Genomic DNA, 19,662 nt, shown 5'->3' on the forward strand with positions numbered 1-19,662 from the left:
TTCGGCGTTCAAGACATGGCAAGACGAAGATTGACAGCACGTTGCGGTTGAGGAGCTGGCAAAACGCAGGCTGTGTGCAAGCGAAGGCGGGTTGGCCGCGCTTTTCCAGCGACCTTCCTCTTTTCCAACCCGACAACGACTGACTTACCTGTTTTCTGACGCAGCCGGAGACGGAGGCACTCAGTTCATACAGCCGTAAATTACCGGCGTCATCGTCCGTGCAACGCTACAGGGAATGCTCGACAGCATTGTAATGCCATTCCGCCGACGCGGCCATGGCTTCAATGAACGCGAGTTTGACGGTAGCGACTAAGCAACCGAACCGTGGCGCCAATGACCTTCTGAGCTTCCTCCCATTTCGGAAGATCTCGTTCCCCAACACGCGTGGCGATCGCGGCCAGTATCCAACCTACGCAGCTGATGTCTTCGGCAGCCTTCAGTTTCTCATGCTGCAGGATGCAAGCTTCAATGCCCGGTCGGGGCGGAGACCCGGGCGTAGTACGCTCAGCGATTAGCTGCAGACCGGCGTCGTAGGCGGCGCAAATTTTAATTCTATCGCCCCTTTCCGATTTCATCACCACATTCGCCCAAAGGGCCAACTCAGTTAAAAGATCGGTTACTTCATCTCTCATTAAAAACTGCCGCTGTTTTCTTCATGAAACGAAATTCCACGATCCAGATAGCGCGTGGCCCGGACAATGAGCGAGGTATTTTCGGGGTTTGTTGTTATCGAGCGAACCACTCCTTCTAAGCTTGCCGAGAATGTTAGTCAAAACGCTCAGTTTGCTCGGCAGGATCGCCGTCTAGACACAGCGGGCAAACATACGCATGCGGTTTCGTTACCACCAAGACCACCGATGGCTTGTGGCAGCGATCACAGGCAAAATCCCGGTGTGCAGTAGGCCAAACGTCATTTTCTATCTTTAGAGCACGGAGCCCCATCGTTTGGCAGCCGTCATCTTGCTGCCAGCCGGCGGAGGGCGCTGGGCTGGCACAGTGGTCTCGGGTTTAATGCGGAGGTATGGGAAAGAGAGGCTCTCCCGGCTCACTGCGCCAGCAATGGTATCGGCACTCACAGGGGCGTCCCAGGTTGATTGGTGGCCCGTAGCGAGAAGACTCGATCGGGCGAGTTTGGCTGATTACTCGCATTCTGACCGCCGAATTCAAGAATAGTGTTGCCCTTGAGATAACTCTTCGCGCTTGAGTTGCACGTATGCAACAGTCACTACCGACCTGCGAGGAGCGGAAAATCCCGAAACCTTGTCGGCGCCGCGAGAGGCCCCTTATTTGAAATCGCGTCTTGGCTTGCGACCTGGATGCCTCGCGCGAATATGCCGGTCTGATGGTACAGACGAAGGCGACTGGTAAAGCGATCGGCAAGGCCGAAGGTTACGTCGCCGCCACAGCCGCTGCTCGCGAGTTCTTGTTCGTGGGCACGATCGGCATCGGGCGGGCCAGACCAAGATCGGCATGGCCAATCTCGCCTACAATCTCACCCGCCCGTATGGCACCAGGGGCGAACTGCGCCCGCATGACGACGAAGGCGGCGCAAACCGCCACCGCGATGCCAAAATCGGCAATCTCAACAACCAACTCCGAAGCGATCGCCGTCATCAGTCCACGCAGAAATCAGCGCGGCCCTACCGGTCCGCGAAACGCCGATAGTACGAGGTGCCCAGGTGGCTGGAGGCCATTCCTATGAAGGTAAAGCCTGACCCTATTCGTGATATTCTGAAGCGCCTGCAGTGGTGCTGGGTCACGTTCGCTTCCCGCGCGATCTTGGCCGTCCATCAACCACGGCGCGTCCTTAGTTCCTCAATATTCACGACACTGTCGAAAATATACCCCGCGCCGCGCTCGGTGCGGATATACTGCGGGCGCGGCGCCTTATCCTGCCCCAACTTACGGCGAAGGCGGACGATAAGAACATCGATGCTGCGGTAGTAGACCTCCTGATCATAGACACGGGTCGCCATCAGAAGCTGCTCACGTGAAAGGACCCGACCTGGGTTCTTGAGAAAGGCCATCAGGAGGTTGAACTCGCCGGCGGTGAGCTTGACGTCAGGATCCGTTCCCCGGCGCAAGCTCCGACGCTTGGTGCTAACTCGCCAGTCATCGAAACGGTAGATGGTGTTTCGGTCACGCTCCGGCCGCTGGCGCATAGCGGCGCGCACGCGGGCGCGGAACTCCGTAAGCCCGAAGGGCATAGTAATGTAGTCGCGAGCGCCGGTTTCGAGGCCAATCACCTTGTCGGCCTCATCTACGAAGTCACCGCTGATGATGATGATCGGAAGATCCCTCTTGGCACCAAAATCTCGAACGAACTGCAAACCGTCCTCTCGGCCGTAGCTCAGGTCGACAATTGCTAGATCAATCGCTTCAGAAGCCATATTGCTGGCGGCCTGCTGGCGGTTTTCGACCGCTCTGATGTTAAACTCATGCTTAGACAAGAAGCCCATAAGCGGTTCTCTCGTCAACGCGTCCTGACCGACGATGAGAATGTTCTTCATGGTCACTTCCTATTGACTGCAGCTTGGGCTGCCGGGGACGGTAGTCAAATTAGTGACGCTCAGCAGGTGGGACAATCTTCATCAGGCGTATTGCGGAATAGCGCAGACAAATAGGTCCTATGCGGAGTTCCTGCTGCGCAACAGTGCCCCCAAAGCCTGCTAGTTTTTGATGGATTGTCCGTCCTCTGCGACCACTCGTTCGGCAGACCGGGTTTATCCCCGCTGAGATTCGTATCGCTCCGGTCCTCTGGCACCATCACTGGAGCGCTTTTGCACCCAACTTCCTCTCCCGGCGGCTCCAATTCAGTTCAGCTTTGTTTCAATTTAAATCGCTGAAAAGTTGACATTCGTATGGATTCGTCGAGATTTATTGATCAGACGCAGAACTCGCCTTGATGTTAATTCCACTGTCTACAGGAAACTCATGATGCCCAACCTTTTATCTAATTCCAATCTCCTTTCTAGACCCATGCTATCCTTTCTTTTGAACTTGCATGTCTTATTGTGCAGATCGCTCAGGGGGCGGAGCTTTCATGAACGGCGGGATGTCCGAGAGCAGGAGAGTGGAGATGAGTAGACTGGTCGTAGTCTCAAACAGGGTTTCGCTGCCCGACGAGCATGGTTCCCCGCCGCCAGGCGGGATGGCGATTGCGCTGAGCGCTGCGCTCCGGCGAAGGCACGGCCTATGGATGGGCTGGTCGGGGAAGGTGAAAGCCGGGGAGGACCCGTCAGGGCCGATCTCACGCCGGGAGGCCGGCGGGATCAATTATGCGCTTACCGATCTCTCGCAGACAGATTTGGACGACTATTACTACGGCTTTGCCAACCGGGTTCTTTGGCCGGTTTTCCACTGCCGAGTCGACCTCGCCGAGTATTCCGAAGCACGAATGTCCGGATATCAGCGCGTCAACCGACTGTTTGCAAAGCTGTTGCAGCCGCTCATCAGCGACGACGACGTCATATGGGTGCACGACTATCACCTGATCCCGCTTGCGAAAGAACTGCGGAACCTCGGCTGCGGCAATAAGATCGGCTTCTTCCTGCACATTCCGTGGCCGGCGGCGGACATCCTCTTCACCGTACCGCACTATGATGATTTGCTACGCGGGCTTTCGTGCTATGACCTCGTCGGCTTTCATACCGATGACGATCTTAGTAACTTCGCCGAATGCTTGCGCCGTCAGGGGTTACCGGACCCCATCACAAACGGTGTGTGCCAAGCCTATGGACGTGTGTTTCGCTGCGGCGTTTTTCCGATCGGCATCGACACGGCCGAGTTCGAACGACTGGCCGAGCAGGCGGCGCGCAGCGAGACTCTGCAGGAGCCCTCTCAAAGGATTCCCGGTTGTAAAGTCGCGATCGGCGTCGACCGCCTCGACTATTCGAAGGGCATCGAGAACCGCATCGTCGCGTTTGACCGCTTCCTGCGGAGCAACGACCACCGCATCGGCAAGACGCAACTGCTGCAGATCACACCGAAATCCCGCACGGAAATACCGGCATATCTGGCGATGCAAAAGGACGTCGCCGAGCGGGTGGGGCGCGTTGATGGCGAACTCGGAACGATCGATTGGATGCCCGTTCACTACATCAACCGGTCCGTTGGACCCAGCGAGCTCGCCGGTCTATACCGCATGGCACGCGTCGGCCTGGTCACGCCGCTCCGCGACGGCATGAACCTTGTAGCTAAGGAATATGTCGCCGCACAGGACCCACAGAATCCAGGTGTTCTCGTGCTTTCGCGTTTTGCCGGCGCAGCCAGAGAGCTAGGCGGAGCGATCCTCGTCAATCCCTACGATCCGGAAGCGATGGCGAGGGCCATCGAAGAAGCCCTGGACATGCAGTTAGATGAGCGGATCGATCGTTGGCGGGCGATGATCGGCCGGCTCCGCGAATACAACGTCTATCGCTGGTGCGACGACTTTCTGTTAGGCCTGGATCAGCGCTGAGCTTTGCCGCGTTCCTGGGCCTAGCTTCGCCAGCATGAGGCTGACCGCGACCAAGTGAATCAGGCAGCATTTCGGCCTCGCTGAGCGATGCCGAATGTGCTGACGCTTAGCGCGAGCACACCGCTTACTAAGACGAGAGGAGAAGGCCGTGGATGAGCTCGCTTGCAGTCGCGAAACTTCAAAAAAGCGGGCGCAGCCGTTTGTCGCGGAACCTCGCGCCACACGGCAGCGGCAAATGCTGGCGTCGATTGACCTGAACTTGCTGTTTGCTCTCGAAGCGCTGCTGGAACACCGCAACGTCACGCATGCGGCTCGACACGTGGGCTTGAGCCAGCCCTCGATGAGCCGAGCGTTGAGGAGGCTGCGTGGCATTTTCAACGACGATCTTTTGGTTCGCGGCTCCATGGGCCTGGTTCCGACCCCGCAGGCCCAACGCTTGAGCCGAATGCTGCCGCCGGTGCTGGATGCGATCCGCGGGATAGTGAACGGCAGTCTTGCCCAAGCCAATTGGCGATCGAAGGCGATAATGGCGATGCCCGATCATCAAGGACTGGTCCTGCTGCCGCGGCTCCTGCCCCGGCTGCGCCAGCACGCGCCTCATCTGGACGTCGTCATCGATCCGCTTCTCTCCGGCGCGATGCGGCGGCTTGAGCTAGGCGAGATCGATTTGGCTATAGGGCAGATTAGCGCCTCGCCGCCCGGATACTTGAGGCGCAGCCTCTACTCCGACCGGTTTGCCTGCCTGCTGCGCCACGACCATCCAGCCCTGGCGCGGGAATGGACAATCGAGAGCTTCGCGGCCTTGCGCCACGCAGCCATTGCCTTGGACTCCAAAGACGGCTTCGGCCGGGTGCATGACGAACTGGTCAAGTTAGATCTCCAGGGTCGCGATCCGGTGTTGGTTTCCAACATCTTGACGGCCGCGTTGGCGATCGCGGCGACCGATCTGCTGTTGATTGTACCACGCCGCGTCGCGACCAGGATCGCCGCCTTGCTGCCGCTAGCGATTATGGATCCGCCTGTGCAATTGACACCCTATGAAGTCGCGCTGATTTGGCACGAGCGTTCCCATCGCGACCCGGAGCATCGTTGGCTGCGCCACGAGATCGCCGTCGCCGCGGCGGCGGGAACTGAGAGCAAAATATCCCAACTGGGAAGGCAAGTGACTGATGAGTCGCCTAGGCAAGAAACGTGATCCGAATCCGGGGCTATCGTCAGGATATGACGGAAAAAGTTTATTGCCCTGCTCGCCCGTTGGGAGGGGAAGCTGGCTCTGCTGTGCCAGCGCATTGAAACCGTGCCGGTTTCGACAATTTGAAGCGAGGCAACAGGGCCAGACGAGAAGGTATCATACGCCCAGCCATCTATATACAGGCCAAAAACCGCCTCTCTTCGACCGCCATTCGGCCGCGCCAAGCCTTCCACAGGCCAGCTTCCCATGGTGTCTGTGAGGTGCCTGCATGCTGGCAGCATATCTTGGCTCGGACCCCGAAGCATGCAAGTCCTTGGCACTAATCGCGAGTTCTCTGAGGCAGATCGATATCCTTGATCACCGTTTATTGCGGGCAGGGCGCTCCGCGCAGATCGTCATCGTCGATTGTCGCGAACCGATTCACGACAAGCACGGGCGTGCGAAGCTCTCGCCCGAACCTGTCAAACTGGCTCTGGTTCTGGAAGAGAGCCTGGATCGACAAGCGGTCTTCTCCAACGGGTATTCCGATTACCTGTTGTGGCCGCTCACCGAGCAGGAAGTTCTGCGCAGACTTACCGCCTGCATCGTTCAGTTCGCGCAGCGTTCTACCCCGCCTTTCTTCTCAGCCGATCCGATCGTTCAGAATTCATGCAGTCTGCTGGCGCAGCGGGTCGATCAGCAGATCACCCGCGTCGAATTGGCGCGAATGGTAGGGACCAACAGGACAACGCTCACCACCCGTTTCGAGACATCGTTTGGCTGCGGGCCAATGACTTGGCTACGGCGCTACCGGATGACGGAGGCTGCTGACCGGTTGCGTAACGGGCATGAAAGCATCGCCAAGGTCGCCGAATCCTTCAGCTACGAGAACAGCAACAACTTCTCCACAGCCTTCAAGGCGTTTCATGGCCTCTCGCCACTGCGCTATCGCAAAATGATACGGCGCAGAGAAAAGCCTGTCTAACGCAAAGGTGGGGGCCGGAGCGAATTGGTATAAGGCGACGCGGGCACGCAAAGATCATCTCATCTCCGAGGCGTTTCCGCGCTTTGGGCACCTTAAGCTCTCGACCAACGCTCATGTCTCACAGCAGGAGGATAAAGCATGTCGAACGCATTTTCAGTGAATGTTCAAGAGCATGAACAGCGCTATTCCAAAGAACACTATGAGGCGGCGTCCGCATTTTTCTACGCCAAGCCCCTTGTTTTGGCCCAGTTAGATGCTGCGCCCCCCAGTGACGACACGATCGCCAACGCTCAAGGGACAGTGCAGTTTCACCTCATCGGCCAAAAAACCGACGATCCGACGTACAGCGGCACCCTCAATGAGAATCAGGACAATCTACTGGCAATAGGAGGAATTATTAACGACTACATGCATACCCATTATGCGAACATCGATGCACAGAAGCTTGATATCAACACATGGACCGATGTTGTTGGCAACATTCCAGATCTCTCTATGGGCAGGCAAAAACTGAAGAGTTTTTCAAAAAAGGTGGCCGGGACGTCGGTCTCAGCTACTTTCCTCTCGCTGATGGCCAAGGCGATCATTACCGACGGGGCATCGTTGCTGCTGGATTTCCAGTCCTTCCTTACAGAAATGGGGAATCTCACCTTCAGTGCAAACGGCAAGGCGCAGCGATACAAGGCGCTGACATGCACCTACCAGAGCTACCTTCTCGATAATGGGGCAGGCGGATATTACGACTACGGAGCAATCGTTCTGCGGCAGATCGAGTTCAAAGAGCACTTCCTCGAGCTGAAATCCTCTTGTTCGTCGACCCACTACGTCCGCGTCGACATGGACTATGCCGAGGTCACCAATCTTGTTCAGACCCGTCGGATCCGCAAAGGCGGCCCCGATCACGAAAACTTCCAGGAGCTTGTGAATAAGAACTCCACCGACCAGTTCAAGAAGGCCAAGAACTTTTTCAACGGTGGCTCGACGCCGCAACAAGACATCAAGCCGCAGGTCTGATCGTCAGGCCTTTGATCGCGAAAGCAGCGCACCCAACCAATAGCGTGGATTTGGACGAACGTCGCCCGCATCATGGATGCGATAGAGCGGTCCGGTAAGCCCTTGCGAACTACCGATGCTCTGTCGCGCCCCCGGTGCCGGCGAACTCCGGTCCCGCTTCCATAGGGAAGCAGACATGAACCCATTCGCAAAAACAGCTGCGGGCCTTTTCCTGGTGATCGGCCCGCAGAGCAGCCAACCGCTCGAGGCGGAGAGGATTTGCTCTGCCATGGTCCAGAAACTATTCGAAGACCAAACCCGGACTCTGGATTCTCGAGCATGGCAGAATGCCGCGCAAATGGTACCGAACCAGGTGGAAACCGCCACGACTTCAAGAACGCTAAACCGCACGATGGACGTGGCGGAATTGCCCAGTGCCTTTGCGTCAATTTGCGCGAATGCCGCCGACGGCAATGAAGCTGGCGTCGGTCTGGCAAAGGCAATCCGTAGCTATCTGAGCAAACACGGCGAACCGACGGCGTTCAATTGCCTCGTCCTAGATCAATCCGACTCCGCGGAAGTCCGTCTATCTTTAACCTGCCTTGCCGTGGTCGAAGTTGGAAGCGCTGACAGTCTCGCCATCACCTCGATATTGCTCTCCGCATCGCTGAACCTGTCAAACGAGCAAACGCAATCCACTATCGCGCAGGTTTTCGGCCGTTTCAGCTGGCCGAGCGACTCACCGTACTACCTGCGCTTGTTCTCCAGCCGGCGGTCCCATAGTCAGAGACGTAGCGACATTCTGCAATAGACCCAAGGGCAAACAGAGGAATAGCTGATTGCGTCTGCGCCGCGTTGGTGGCTGCGGGAAATGACATCAAAAGGCTGCGCGAAGAAATAGCGTGGGAGGGCGAGGTGACCGTATAAACTGCGCATTTTCCATATAATTTCGGCCTTCGGGGAGACGGACTATGCACGATATTATCGACGTCCCGCAGAACGTCGGCGATTTTGCTGTGTGCTTGGCAGAATCTGGCGTCAATACAGTAATCCGGTACTACAACCATCGGAATAGTACACCATTTCCCTCAAAATGTCTGACAGGGGAGGAACTCGCCGCCCTTCATGGTGCTGGAATATCGGTAGCTGTGGCCTTCGAGCAGCGGGGTGGCGCGGGCGGCAATATCAGAGACTTGCATGGTGCGGCTGGAGAGCGAGACTCCGGTCGTGCGCTTGATCTGGCCGCCGCGTTGGGACAGCCCGAAGGCTCCGGAATCTATTTTGCAGTCGATTGGGACTACCACACACCACAGCATCTTGCAGGGGTAGCACCCTACTTCAGGAGTGTGCGGAATGCGTTGGCTGGCCGTTATCTCGTTGGCGTTTACGGATCGGGCACGGTCGGACACCACATGAAGCGCCAGGGGCTGGTGGACCATATATGGCTCTCTGGCTCGTTGGGATGGTCCGGAACGAGACAAGCGCTCAAGCAGGGGGATTGGTCGCTTTTCCAAAAGTTTATGGAAAAGCGTTCCGAGATCGGGGGCTTCGGATACGATGGAAATGTCGTCAATCCGGCCCTTGAAAACTTTGGTCAATTTGGGCCGGCAGGTACTCTCCCCTCTCGCGACGCGAACGAACGTCTGCGTTGTTCAAAGTTGCTGCGCGAGGAGCGCTAAATCTTCGCTCCCGGCCGGCCAAGAGCTTTCGCATGGTCGATTCCTCACGAACGGTACAAGGCGCGCCCACGCCTTGTCAGGCTGCACCGGAAGCTTCTCCCGCTGCGTCTTCGTCATCGATATCCCGGCATCGTTCATCCCTTCACAAACCGCTTGCCTTACGGCGCCATAATGAAAGAGGATTATGAAAGGCTCCGCACCTGTATTCTCGTGGACACCCTCGGCCTTCCATAAACGACCGTTTGCGAAAGGAACCAGAGTGCTGATCGGCTACGCCCGCGTGAGCAGAGGCGACGACCAGTCGAACACGGCGCAGGCCAGGGCGCTCGCCGATGCCGGGTGCAAGCGTATCCTCAAGGAGGAGGCCTCCGGCGGTCGCTGGGAGCGGCCGGAATTGCACAGGATGCTTGATCATTTGAGGGAGAGCGACACTGTCGTCGTCTGGAAGCTCGACCGTCTGTCTCGCTCACTCAAGGACGTTCTCACGATCATGGAGCGGATCGAAGCCACCAGCGCCGGTTTCCGCTCGCTGACAGAAGCGATCGACACGACGACAAGCCGGCCAGTGCCGGAACCGAGCGGCGCCGATCGTGCTGGTGAAGCGCCGTGACAGCTGCGGCGTTGCGGCGGGCGTGGCGCCGCAGCACGAGCGGCTCGGTTTCATGCTGCCCTACACGCCGTTGCATCATCTCTTGCTGCGGGCGCTGGACGGTCCGGTGGTGATGACCTCCGGCAATCGCTCGGGCGAGCCGCAATGCACGGACAATGACGAGGCGCGGCAGGAGCTTGCCGGGATCGCCGACTTCTGGCTGATGCACGACCGCGAGATTGTCAACCGGCTCGACGACAGCGTGGTGCGATTCGACGGGCACGGCATTTCGGTGTTGCGGCGCGCGCGCGGCTTCGCGCCGGAGCCGCTGGCGCTGCCGGCGGGCTTCGATGGCCCGGTCAGGGCGCTGGCTGCGGGCGGCGACCTAAAGGCCGCGTTCTGCCTGGCGGGCGACGGCAACGCGCTGCTGTCGCAGCATCTCGGCGACCTCGACGAGCTGAAGAACCAGAACGCGTGGAGGCAGGCGTTGGGGCTGTATCGAAGCCTGTTCGACACGAAGCCGGACCTCATTGTGGCCGACCGGAATCCGGGCTACCGTTCGACCCAGCTGATGTTACTCTGCCGGCGATGGTGATGAGGGTTTCGGCCAGGTGCTAATCATCATTGGCCGCTTCCTGCGCAGTCGTCGAACGTACGCGGGGCCGAACGTCTTCCCCCCACGGGTCTTTCCAAATCGTCACGCTCAACCTGTCTCAAGGGAGATCGTTGTCATCTCCTGATGCCGAATGTCTCAATTTTCCCAAGTTTGGCAAAATTGAATCGCAGACTTTTGCAGCGTGCGAAGGTCAAGCAGTTTTGCGACAGTAGCAAAGAGCCCGAAGCCATCATCCGGCCTCGGTGCTCCAATATATCGCCGCTAACGCCGGATGACGATAATCCCGGCCAGTGCGATGAGAATGATACCGAGCATGGAAGCCGCATCCAGACGTTCCGAGAACAGCACGACGCCCCATAGCACAGCGAAGGCTAGATATGAAAAGTCCCAAGTCGAGATGATCGAGGATGGTCCCAACTGGTAGGCGATGGCCGTGCCGACGCTGCCGATCAGCATCGTCATGCTCAAAAGCCCGATCAGCGCGCATTGGGTCCAGCACATTGGAATCCACGCGCCCATGAACAGGCTTTGTCCACCCTCGCTCCCTGCCATCACGGTCGCCAAGCTAGCGCTGCCCCCGAGAACGATCGCTATCAGGTTGAAGATCAGCGCCAAAACGAAGGGGTTTTCGCCACGGCTCTTGGTGCGCGTCAGCACCATCGCCAGAGCGTAGAGAATTGCAGAAACCAGCGGCATCACGGCATGGATGCCAAGGTCGCCGGCCTGCGGCTTCTGCATGAGCAGCACACCGATGAAGCCGAGGGCGACTCCGACCCAACCTTGCATCCCGACAGGTTCCCTGATCCAGAAGGCCGCAAAAAGGGTAATGAACAGCGGGATCGTGTAATAGACCGCCGCCGCCATCGAGAAATCGAGGCGCGGTAGCGAAGCGTAATAGATCAGCAGGCTCGACAGAAGCAGGCTGCTTCGCACGATGGCCCAGCCAGGATAGGCTGGGCGCAACGACACCTGCGGAAAGCGCCATTTCAGGATCGAGATCAACAAGGGCAGCGTGACGCAGGACCGCAGGAAAATGAACTGCGACAGCGGCATGTCCGAGATCGTGACCTTGATGATCGCATCCGCGATGGAAAGCGTCAGGTCCGTGAAAACCATCGCCGCAATGGCGATGCCCACCCTGTCCGCCTTGGGGGCCGTCTGACTGATCGACATTTTTCGCGTTCCCTGCTTCGGGTGCCGAGGCTACCGAGCCAAGAACGTTCCAACAATTCCGATCATACGGAAATTTTGTCCGTGTTATTGTACAATGAGCAACGACACGAGAGAGGATGCGTCGCTTTGTACAGCGTGGACGACATGATCCTTCTGGCCGAAGTCGCCGAAACGGGCAGATTTACTCGCGCCGGGGGGCGGATCGGGATGCCCAAATCCACTGTCAGCCAGCGCATCGCCCAGCTTGAAGCACGTCTGGGGCTGCGGCTTCTCAATCGCTCCACCCGGCACGTAAGCCTCACCGGCAGCGGCCAGGTCTATCTCGAATACTGCCGCCGCGTTCGCGCTGAGGTCTCGGCCGCGGACATGGCGTTGACCAATCTCAAGGAACAGCCTGTCGGGACGCTGAAGATCACCTGCCCAGAGGTAACTGCCACCTATTTCATGCCGACCTTCCTGCACGGATTTACCACGCAGTTTCCCCGCATCGCCGTCGAACTGATCGCCACAAACCGGCATCTCGACGTCATCCGCGAGCGGGTTGATTTCGCTTCTCGCGTTGGCACGACCACAGGTCAGGACCTGATCGTGCGGCGTGTCTCCTCGATTAAACGGGTTCTCGTCGCCGCTCCAGCCTATCTGGCGGCTGGCAGTCCTCTTCAGGAACCGACCGATCTTCTAGATCGCCGCTGCCTGGTGCATGATGCGCAGCCCGAATGGGTGTTCTCGTCAGACGACACACCGATCGTCCTGCGGCCTCCGCCGGCTGCGACCTCGGATTCTATGGGGTTCCTGCTGCAATCCTGCATCGCGGGCGGCGGGGTCGCACTCCTTCCCGCTTACGTGTGCCAGCCGTCCGTGGCGGTCGGCCGCCTTGTGGAGTTGCTCCCGGGCTGGGAAATTCCACCCTATGAAATGATGCTGATCTTTCCCAACCTGAAGAACCAGTCCAAGGCGCAGGCCGCATTCCGCGATTATGTGAATACCTTCGACTTTTCAGCGTTTGCCGTTGGGCGATAACTAGAACTTCTCAAGTCCTACGGTCGCATTGTTCCGTGTCGTGGAATGTCTAACTGGATCGAAAGCCGGACCAGGCATGGACATGAGCCAGTTTGCAAAAAGCGCGGCAGCTTTGTTCCACGGCGTTTCTTTGAGCGAAACAAGATAGACGTTACCGGGGCGTTGATCTTCCCCAGGCAGGAGCTCAACCGGTTGGCCGCGGCGTACCTGTTCGCTCGCCGTGCCAATCCGACCCAACGCTATTCCGCTGCCAGCCAAGGCAGCCTGCCTCATCATGAGGTGGTTGTCGAACACAGGACCCGGCAGCCCCTTCCGACACGTTTACCCCGAAGTGCTGGAACCATTGCTTCCAGTCGAACCACGTCTTGTCATCAACCCTGGCATGCTTTCTTTGGGTTGCCCTTACAGTGGGGTAATCACAACAAAACCCGGTGCGGCGGTCAAGCCGCCAGAATGAGCTCGTTTAATGAAGCGCCAGCCTCCGGCTGCGGGAGAAAGGGAGTGCCGTGCCTCAGGACATCCGTGTCACCATCGTGCTGACGGCCGTATCGATGGCATCCGTCGTGGACGGTCCATGGTAACGATCATGACCGGACCTTCAATTCATTCGGGCCACCGCACACCTCTCGGTCGAGGCGGCGCATGAGGCAAGCCACAAGGCATGGGTGGGCAAAAGCGGCTTACAGCACTACGAGCGCATGCTCCGCTCCGATGACTTCAACGAAGGTGCCGTCGCCTTTTCGGAAAAGCGCAATTCCGAGTTCAAGGGGAAGTAGCCATGGACGCGGTAACCACAACGCGCGCGGGTCTACTTGGACAGCACCGTCTGGCACCGATGCTGGACACCCGCTCCATGGTGGTTGCCGGGGTGTCCGGCAGGGAAGGCTCATTCGGCTTGCGGCTGGCCCAGTCCGTCGTCAGCGCCGGATATTCGGGGCGCATCCAGTTCATCGATCCGCGTCAGACCGAAATCCTGGGGAGGCCATGCTTCGCCGCCTTCGCGGACGTTGACGAGGCGCCGGATCTGGCGGTGCTTGGTGTCGGCCCCTAACGCGGCCGCTTCGGCAATGCCGACGCTTCTGGTGGCGCGCGGATGCCGACAGAGGAAGAGCGTGGGTGGGCTGCGGTGGCGGGTGAAGGTCCGGGAGAGAGTCTCCCGGCGCCCGCCGAGGAGCTCCAACCATGACACAGATGGAAATTCACACGCCCACCCGCAACGAGCGTGCCGGTTACAAGGTCGACGTCAGCCGCGGTCAGCGCATCGGCCGCGTGTCGTCAGAATGGTTCAACCGGCCGGCGGATGAGCGATACCTGTCGCTCACCGACCTTCGGAATTCGGTGAAGGCCCGGTCGGAGCGCAGCAAGACCCGCATCGTCGAGAGTGAGCTGATCCGCGTCGAGGCGAGCCGCGACGATCCGGAGCGCCTGAGGTTAATGCTGCCCGATGCGCCTGCCCCAGTTGCCCCCACGCATTGGAGTTTTGGCCAACTCGCCAGCCTGGTAGGTGCACCGGCCACCTATCTGCGCCAGCTTCCGGCCCCGCTCGCGGCGATCAACCTTCAGCACGGTCTCCTCAACCGCCGCGCCGAGCAGGTGAAGACGCTGGAAATCGAGAACGGACGCCTCGAGCTGCGAGCGGTTACAGGTCCGGACTATGGCAGGATTTTCGATGAAGAGCTGATCGCGGCCGTCCAAAAAATCGCCGGCAACGGTACCGGCGACACCCGCTGGAAGATTCCTGGCGTGCTCGACTGGTCAACGGGAATCTACAATCCGAATGTCGACATTTCCAATGCCACGACGACGATCTATGCGTCCGACCGTGATGTCTTTGTCTTCCTCGTCGACGACCTGAATCCGATCGAAGCCGGCAAGCTGCCCGATGGCTCGCCCGACGTCTTTTTCAGGGGGTTTTATTGCTGGAACTCGGAGGTCGGCGCCCGCACGCTTGGAATCGCCAGCTTCTATCTACGTGCAGTGTGCCAGAATCGTTGCCTCTGGGGCGTGCAGGATTTCCAGGAAATCATTATCCGGCATTCCAAATATGCCGCCTCGCGTTTTGCCCTGGAAGCCGAGCCAGCGCTGATCCAGTTCGCGGAGTCTTCGCCCATGCCGTTCGTCAATGGCATCAAGGCTTCGCGGGAGCGTGTCGTCGCTCGGGACGACGAAGATCGCCAGAGCTTCCTGCGCAAGCGCGGCTTCTCCAAGGCGGAGACGACGAAGATCATCGATGCCGTGCTTTCGGAGGAAGGGCACCCGCCCGCCTCGATTTTCGACTTCGTGCAGGGCATTACACGGGTGGCGCGCGACAAGCCGCATCAGGATGTTCGCCTGGAGATGGAGGGCAAGGCCAAGAAGCTTCTCGATCTGGCAGCATGATACTGCAATGCTGCGCGCGGCGGGAGTAGGTAACGTCACCGGGCTGCTGATGCCGCCAGTTTCGAACATGTGCATCGCTGCGGGGCGCAGCACACGGCCTGCGCTGCCGGTCTGGCAAACACATCTCTCAGTCTAAGTGTGCGCCGCACAAAATCGCAATGCTGCTATGCACAATTAATGTTTCTCGGCTGCGCGGAAGGGAGTAGTCTGTCGATATCGAGTTTCGTCCGGGTCACCTCCTCCCGACCTTGGCGACCAGGGACGGCATTTATTCCTCCCGAATGCTGTCGTCCAAATCAAGCCCGCCGCACCTCCTCCCGCGGCGGGCTTTTTCGTTTGCGAGCGGCGGCTTCTGGCAGCCCGATTGCAGGAAACGAACGCGGAGGTCCGTCAGTCGGGGAGGTTGAACCGTTCGATGGTGATGGTACGCGCGACATCCACGGTAATCTCCAGCACTTCGTTCCATGCCTCCTCCCCACCGAGCTCGGAAAGGGCGAGATGAAAGAGCCTGTGCTGGAGATCGAGGCTCATCAGGCCAGGGGCGGTGTTGAAGGCGACCAGCCCGACATGCAGCTCCTCGCGGCGATAGAGGCCGCGAAAGTCGGTCGTGTTGTGCGTGACGAGCACATAGCCGCCCTGCGGCCGGTGCGTGCACCGGCGGTGATGGCTTTTGCAGGGTTCAGGCGGCGCGCCGTTCGGAGGAACGCGAACCGTCTCGACCAACCCCAGTGATGGCGCGGAGGCGGCGGCGAGCGGCGGAATGTCGTCGAGCATGTCGAGCGCGACGCGACCGCGCGCCGGGTCACCATATGGTCCTTGGCGCCGGCGAGGCCCAGCCAGCGCACATGGCTCGACTCTGGAAAACCCCGTTCGCGCGCCAGTTTCGCAAGCTCTGGGCTCAGGCATTCGTCGATCAGGAATTTCACGAAACGGCCGGCAGATCGTCGAGACGGATTGTGCGTGTCGACTTCGCCGCCGTGCTGCGCCACGCCGGCTTGACCGGCGGACGGCCACGCCGCGGATAGGCGAGCGCATAGTCGGCCGCGAGCCTGATCCGGTCGAGAGTCAGTTGCGGATAGGCGGCACGGATCGTCTCGGGAGTATCGCCATTGGCGAGCATGTCGGCAACGTCATGAACAAGCACGCGTGTTCCCACAAAGGCCGGCTGACCGCTAAGTACCGCTGGATCGCGCGCCACCATGGCCTTGGCTTTCCTCAGCCGGCTGAGGCCGGTCCTTACCCCGGCAGTGATCGGCTTCAGGTCGACCTTAAGCGGATCGTCCGCGACTACGGGCGCAGCATCATCGGCAATGGCGTGCTCGACGATCCGCCGCCGCGCGGCAGGCGTCAGCGTCTCCGCCGTCAGCCAGGCGAGGCGTAGGCCGACGAGACCCGCTCCGATGATGACGCGGCTGCCGCGGCGTGTCTCGACACGGCCGCGCAGCAATCCGGCATCGATGATGCGATGCACCTGCTTGAGCGGCACCTGCGTTACCGCCGCCGCCTCATTGACGGTGAGCACTTCGCTGCTAAACCCCGGCATGACAATAATCCTTCCACATTCGTGGAAGATATATAGCCATTCTGCCTTCCGCAGTCCAGCGAAGCTTTGCGGCAGCCGGCGGCGTCCGTGCCAGACGCCCGACGGGAGGCAGAGGGGGCGGGGAGGTTTCCTGACGGGCTTGGAGGTTCGGGGAGAGGCCCCGGCCGCCCGTCATGGAGAACCTGACCATGGCAAAGAACGCCATTCAGAAGATCGCGATGAACGCCGCGGAGAACATTCCCTATGACAAGCTCAGGCTGTCGCAGAAGAATGTCCGGCGCATCAAGGACGGCGTGTCTATCGAGCAGCTGGCTGATGACATCGGGCGGCGAAAGCTCATCCAGAGCCTGAACGTCCGTCCGATGCTCGACGGCGAGGGCGAGGAGACCGGCACGTTTGAGGTGCCGGCCGGCGGTCGTCGCTATCTCGCGCTCGGTATCCTCATCAAGCAAAAGCGCCTGGCAAAGAACGAGCCGATCCCCTGCATCGTTAACCGCAGGCAGGAGACCTCGGCCGAAGAGGACTCGCTTGCTGAAAACCTGCGGCGCGCCGATCTGCATCCGCTGGACCAGTTTCGTGCCTTCAAGACGCTAAGCGATCACGGTCTCGATCCGGACGAGATCGGCGCCCGCTTCTTCGTGTCGCCGGCGACGGTGAAACAGCGCCTCAGGCTCGCCTCTGTGTCGCCGAAACTTCTCGACCTCTATGAGAAGGACGAAATCCGGCTCGAACAGATCATGGCGTTTTCGATCTCCGACGATCATGCGCGCCAGGAGCAGGTCTGGGAGCGGATCTCCAGCTCGCACACGCAGGAACCGTATTACATCAGGCGTCTGCTGACGGAGACCACCGTTCGCGCCGATGATCGCCGTGCCGTCTATGTCGGCGCCGAAGCTTATGAGGCTGCCGGCGGGGTCATCCTTCGCGATCTCTTCGAGCAGGATTCCGGCGGCTGGTTCCAGGATGCCGCACTTCTCGAGCAGCTTGTCTTCGACAGGCTGAAGGTGGATGCCGAGGCGATCCGCGCCGAAGGCTGGAAATGGGTGGATGCGGCGATCAGCTTTCCCTATGGCCACACCTCCGGGATGCGGCGCATCTACGCCGAGGCGCAGGAGCTCAGCGCCGAGGAGATCGAACGCTACGACGCGCTGAAGGCCGAATACGACAAGCTGGATGTGGACTATGCCCAGGCCGAGGATGCCGACGAAGCAATCGAGGCGAAGCTCGACCAGCTGGGTGCCGAGCTCGATGCGATCGATGATCGTCCTCAAACCTACGATCCCGCCCAGAAGGCCATTGCCGGTGTGTTCGTTACGCTTGCCGCGAACGGCAAACTCCAGGTCGACGCCGGTTTCGTGCGGTCCGAGGACGAGCCGCGGACCGAAACCGGCGACGTCGATGTGGGCGAGGAAGGGGGCGCCGCCGGCGGAACGCGATCCAATGGCGACGACGATGGCGATGGTGTTGTCGTCAACGGCGAGCCGGTGAACGACACCTCTGGCGCCGACGGCGAGGATGATGACATCAAGCCACTGCCCGATCGGCTCGTCTTCGACCTGACCGCGCAGCGCACGCTGGCACTGCGCAACGCGCTCGCCGGTGACGTCGACATCGCCATCATCGCCGCACTCCATGCCTTCGTCCTGCAGGTCTTCTATCGCTTCGCGCCGGACACGTGCCTGGAGATCAGCCTGAAGAGCGGCAGCTTCAGCCAGGTCGACGGTCTTGCCGAGACATCCTGGGCCAAGGAGATCGCCGAGCGGCACGAAGCCTGGGACCGCGATTTGCCCGATGAGGCGGAAGGCCTGTGGGACTTCCTGTTCGGCCTCGACGAAGCAAGCCGCAAGGCGCTGTTCGCGCATTGCGTCTCGCTGACCCTCAATGCGGTGGTCGAACCCTGGAACAGGCGACCGAAGGCGCTCGAGCATGCAGACATGCTTGGCCGCTCGCTCCAGTTCGACATGGTCAACGCCGGCTGGACGCCTACGGTCGAGTTCCTCGGGCGGCTCACCAAGGCGCGGATTCTACAGGCTGTCCGTGAAGCTCGTGGCGCAGACTCCGCGCAGCTGATCGACCACATGCAGAAGGACATCATGGCGCGTGAGGCCGCGCGTCTTCTCGAACGGTCGAACTGGCTGCCCGAGCCGCTGCGCGTTGAGGTCGATGAAGTTGCTACCGATTCTGGCGATGCGATCGCCGGCGACATGTCGGACGAGGCGGCTCTCGACGGCGATGCCACCGAGCTGCCGGCCTACCTCGCCGACGATGCGGATCCGTCCTCCGATGAGCCGGTGACCATCGACGGCGGCGAGGCGGATCACCTCCAGGCCGCTAAATAATCGGCCTCACGCTCGCACCGGGCCCGGCACTCCCGCCGGGCCCTTTTTCGTTTTCCGACATGGAGAAACCCGCATGTCCGCACATATCGTGTACGAATCCGCTCCTCTGGGGAGCGTTATCCGGTACCGCTCCGGCACCGCGAAACCGCCGGCTCGCTTCACCAAAAAGCTCGCCGCCTGGGAGAGCCGCAACGGCGTCGGTCGTTTGGTCAGGAAGGAACCGCCGCGCGAGCGCGCGACCTATAGCTCGCCGGCTTACTTCACCCTGCATGAGGGTGATTTCGGGCAGGGCGGCATCATCGTCGTCTCGGTCAGGCGCACATGGTCCGTTGAAAGCGACCTGCGTTTCGAGGTCATGGAGCGTTCCATGATCGGCATGGTCCGCGTCCTGCAGGAACTCGGGGACAGCCCGGAACTGCTCTATCCCGCCAAGGATCGCGAGGCGGCCGAACGCTGGCTCGCCAGCAATTCGTACAGCCGAGCCTATCTCGAAGAGGTCTCCGCCGATGAGGTCGGCGCCGACGTCATTGAGGGCCGCGCGGCCGCCTGATCGCCTCACCCCATAGAACCACTCCGACCACAGGCCCGGGGGGGGGGGCCGGGGGCCCGGGGCGGTGGAATTTTATGGTGTGGGCGAATTGGGGGGGGGAAGAAACAGGGGCGTAGTAGTGGGTTGTTTAAAAAAATTCGGCGCCGACGCGATTGAGGGTTTTTGT

Annotated in this window: 19 protein-coding genes and 1 pseudogene; 13 read left to right on the forward strand and 7 right to left on the reverse strand. The window is 60.0% G+C overall.

The window, feature by feature from the left end; all coding sequences use genetic code 11:
- Positions 1–281: 281 nt before the first annotated feature.
- The 3 genes from NKH41_RS31835 to NKH41_RS31845 form a co-directional block, all read right to left on the reverse strand.
- The gene (locus tag NKH41_RS31835; protein WP_023722451.1) at positions 282–632 is read right to left on the reverse strand and encodes a hypothetical protein; all 351 of its coding nucleotides are present in this window, start codon (positions 630–632) and stop codon (positions 282–284) included.
- 757 nt (positions 633–1,389) lie between these two features.
- The gene (locus NKH41_RS31840; RefSeq protein ID WP_023722452.1) at positions 1,390–1,614 is read right to left on the reverse strand and encodes a hypothetical protein; all 225 of its coding nucleotides are present in this window, start codon (positions 1,612–1,614) and stop codon (positions 1,390–1,392) included.
- 176 nt (positions 1,615–1,790) lie between these two features.
- On the reverse strand, positions 1,791–2,510 hold the full coding sequence (locus NKH41_RS31845; RefSeq protein WP_352451776.1) for a winged helix-turn-helix domain-containing protein: 720 nt from the start codon (positions 2,508–2,510) through the stop codon (positions 1,791–1,793).
- Between the two features lie 569 nt (positions 2,511–3,079).
- On the opposite strand from NKH41_RS31845, the gene NKH41_RS31850 reads away from it, so the two are divergent.
- The 8 genes from NKH41_RS31850 to NKH41_RS31885 all read left to right on the forward strand — a co-directional run bounded on the left by NKH41_RS31850 (position 3,080) and on the right by NKH41_RS31885 (position 10,471).
- Complete coding sequence (locus NKH41_RS31850) at positions 3,080–4,459, forward strand: alpha,alpha-trehalose-phosphate synthase (UDP-forming) (protein ID WP_352451775.1); 1,380 nt, start codon at positions 3,080–3,082, stop codon at positions 4,457–4,459.
- A 235-nt stretch (positions 4,460–4,694) separates the two neighbouring features.
- On the forward strand, positions 4,695–5,654 hold the full coding sequence (locus tag NKH41_RS31855) for a LysR family transcriptional regulator (RefSeq protein WP_352451826.1): 960 nt from the start codon (positions 4,695–4,697) through the stop codon (positions 5,652–5,654).
- A gap of 265 nt (positions 5,655–5,919) precedes the next feature.
- Positions 5,920–6,615: a helix-turn-helix domain-containing protein gene (locus tag NKH41_RS31860; RefSeq protein ID WP_352451774.1), complete on the forward strand. Its 696-nt coding sequence runs from the start codon at positions 5,920–5,922 to the stop codon at positions 6,613–6,615.
- A gap of 138 nt (positions 6,616–6,753) precedes the next feature.
- The gene (locus NKH41_RS31865) at positions 6,754–7,629 is read left to right on the forward strand and encodes an Evf family palmitoylated virulence factor (RefSeq protein ID WP_352516224.1); all 876 of its coding nucleotides are present in this window, start codon (positions 6,754–6,756) and stop codon (positions 7,627–7,629) included.
- A gap of 175 nt (positions 7,630–7,804) precedes the next feature.
- Positions 7,805–8,419: a glutamate acetyltransferase gene (locus NKH41_RS31870; protein ID WP_352516225.1), complete on the forward strand. Its 615-nt coding sequence runs from the start codon at positions 7,805–7,807 to the stop codon at positions 8,417–8,419.
- Between the two features lie 160 nt (positions 8,420–8,579).
- Positions 8,580–9,287 (forward strand): DUF1906 domain-containing protein, encoded by a 708-nt coding sequence (locus NKH41_RS31875; protein ID WP_023722459.1) that lies wholly within the window; start codon positions 8,580–8,582, stop codon positions 9,285–9,287.
- Between the two features lie 259 nt (positions 9,288–9,546).
- A complete protein-coding gene (locus tag NKH41_RS31880) occupies positions 9,547–9,897 on the forward strand; it encodes a recombinase family protein (protein WP_023722460.1) in 351 nt (116 codons plus the stop codon).
- Entirely contained in the window at positions 9,878–10,471 is a 594-nt protein-coding gene (locus NKH41_RS31885; protein ID WP_352468591.1) for a Sua5/YciO/YrdC/YwlC family protein, read from the forward strand. The genes NKH41_RS31880 and NKH41_RS31885 overlap by 20 nt, the downstream gene beginning before the upstream one ends.
- A 282-nt stretch (positions 10,472–10,753) precedes the next feature.
- Here NKH41_RS31885 and NKH41_RS31890 read toward each other — a convergent pair whose 3' ends face one another.
- A complete protein-coding gene (locus NKH41_RS31890; RefSeq protein WP_031195147.1) occupies positions 10,754–11,665 on the reverse strand; it encodes a DMT family transporter in 912 nt (303 codons plus the stop codon).
- Between the two features lie 135 nt (positions 11,666–11,800).
- Here NKH41_RS31890 and NKH41_RS31895 point away from each other — a divergent pair, with 135 nt between their 5' ends.
- The 3 genes from NKH41_RS31895 to NKH41_RS31905 all read left to right on the forward strand — a co-directional run bounded on the left by NKH41_RS31895 (position 11,801) and on the right by NKH41_RS31905 (position 15,064).
- Entirely contained in the window at positions 11,801–12,685 is an 885-nt protein-coding gene (locus tag NKH41_RS31895) for a LysR family transcriptional regulator (protein WP_352468593.1), read from the forward strand.
- Between the two features lie 778 nt (positions 12,686–13,463).
- Positions 13,464–13,736, forward strand: a complete 273-nt coding sequence (locus tag NKH41_RS31900; RefSeq protein ID WP_031195148.1) for a CoA-binding protein — start codon at positions 13,464–13,466, stop codon at positions 13,734–13,736.
- Between the two features lie 131 nt (positions 13,737–13,867).
- Complete coding sequence (locus NKH41_RS31905) at positions 13,868–15,064, forward strand: DUF932 domain-containing protein (protein ID WP_352468590.1); 1,197 nt, start codon at positions 13,868–13,870, stop codon at positions 15,062–15,064.
- Positions 15,065–15,454: 390 nt separating this feature from the next.
- Here NKH41_RS31905 and NKH41_RS31910 read toward each other — a convergent pair whose 3' ends face one another.
- The 3 genes and pseudogenes from NKH41_RS31910 to NKH41_RS31920 all read right to left on the reverse strand — a co-directional run bounded on the left by NKH41_RS31910 (position 15,455) and on the right by NKH41_RS31920 (position 16,607).
- The gene (locus NKH41_RS31910; protein WP_352468595.1) at positions 15,455–15,838 is read right to left on the reverse strand and encodes a hypothetical protein; all 384 of its coding nucleotides are present in this window, start codon (positions 15,836–15,838) and stop codon (positions 15,455–15,457) included.
- Between the two features lie 17 nt (positions 15,839–15,855).
- Positions 15,856–16,053: pseudogene (locus NKH41_RS31915) on the reverse strand (DUF5615 family PIN-like protein); the annotation flags it as partial.
- Entirely contained in the window at positions 15,987–16,607 is a 621-nt protein-coding gene (locus tag NKH41_RS31920; RefSeq protein ID WP_352516226.1) for a DUF433 domain-containing protein, read from the reverse strand. The gene NKH41_RS31920 and the pseudogene NKH41_RS31915, both read right to left, overlap by 67 nt.
- Before the next feature lie 188 nt (positions 16,608–16,795).
- Between NKH41_RS31920 and NKH41_RS31925 the strand changes: the two genes are divergently transcribed.
- On the forward strand, positions 16,796–18,946 hold the full coding sequence (locus tag NKH41_RS31925; protein WP_352549719.1) for a ParB/RepB/Spo0J family partition protein: 2,151 nt from the start codon (positions 16,796–16,798) through the stop codon (positions 18,944–18,946).
- Between the two features lie 73 nt (positions 18,947–19,019).
- The gene (locus NKH41_RS31930; RefSeq protein WP_352468587.1) at positions 19,020–19,496 is read left to right on the forward strand and encodes a UCP036055 family protein; all 477 of its coding nucleotides are present in this window, start codon (positions 19,020–19,022) and stop codon (positions 19,494–19,496) included.
- Positions 19,497–19,662 lie beyond the last annotated feature (166 nt).

It is taken from the genome of Mesorhizobium sp. M1169 (genome assembly GCF_040318345.1).
Classification (GTDB): domain Bacteria; phylum Pseudomonadota; class Alphaproteobacteria; order Rhizobiales; family Rhizobiaceae; genus Mesorhizobium.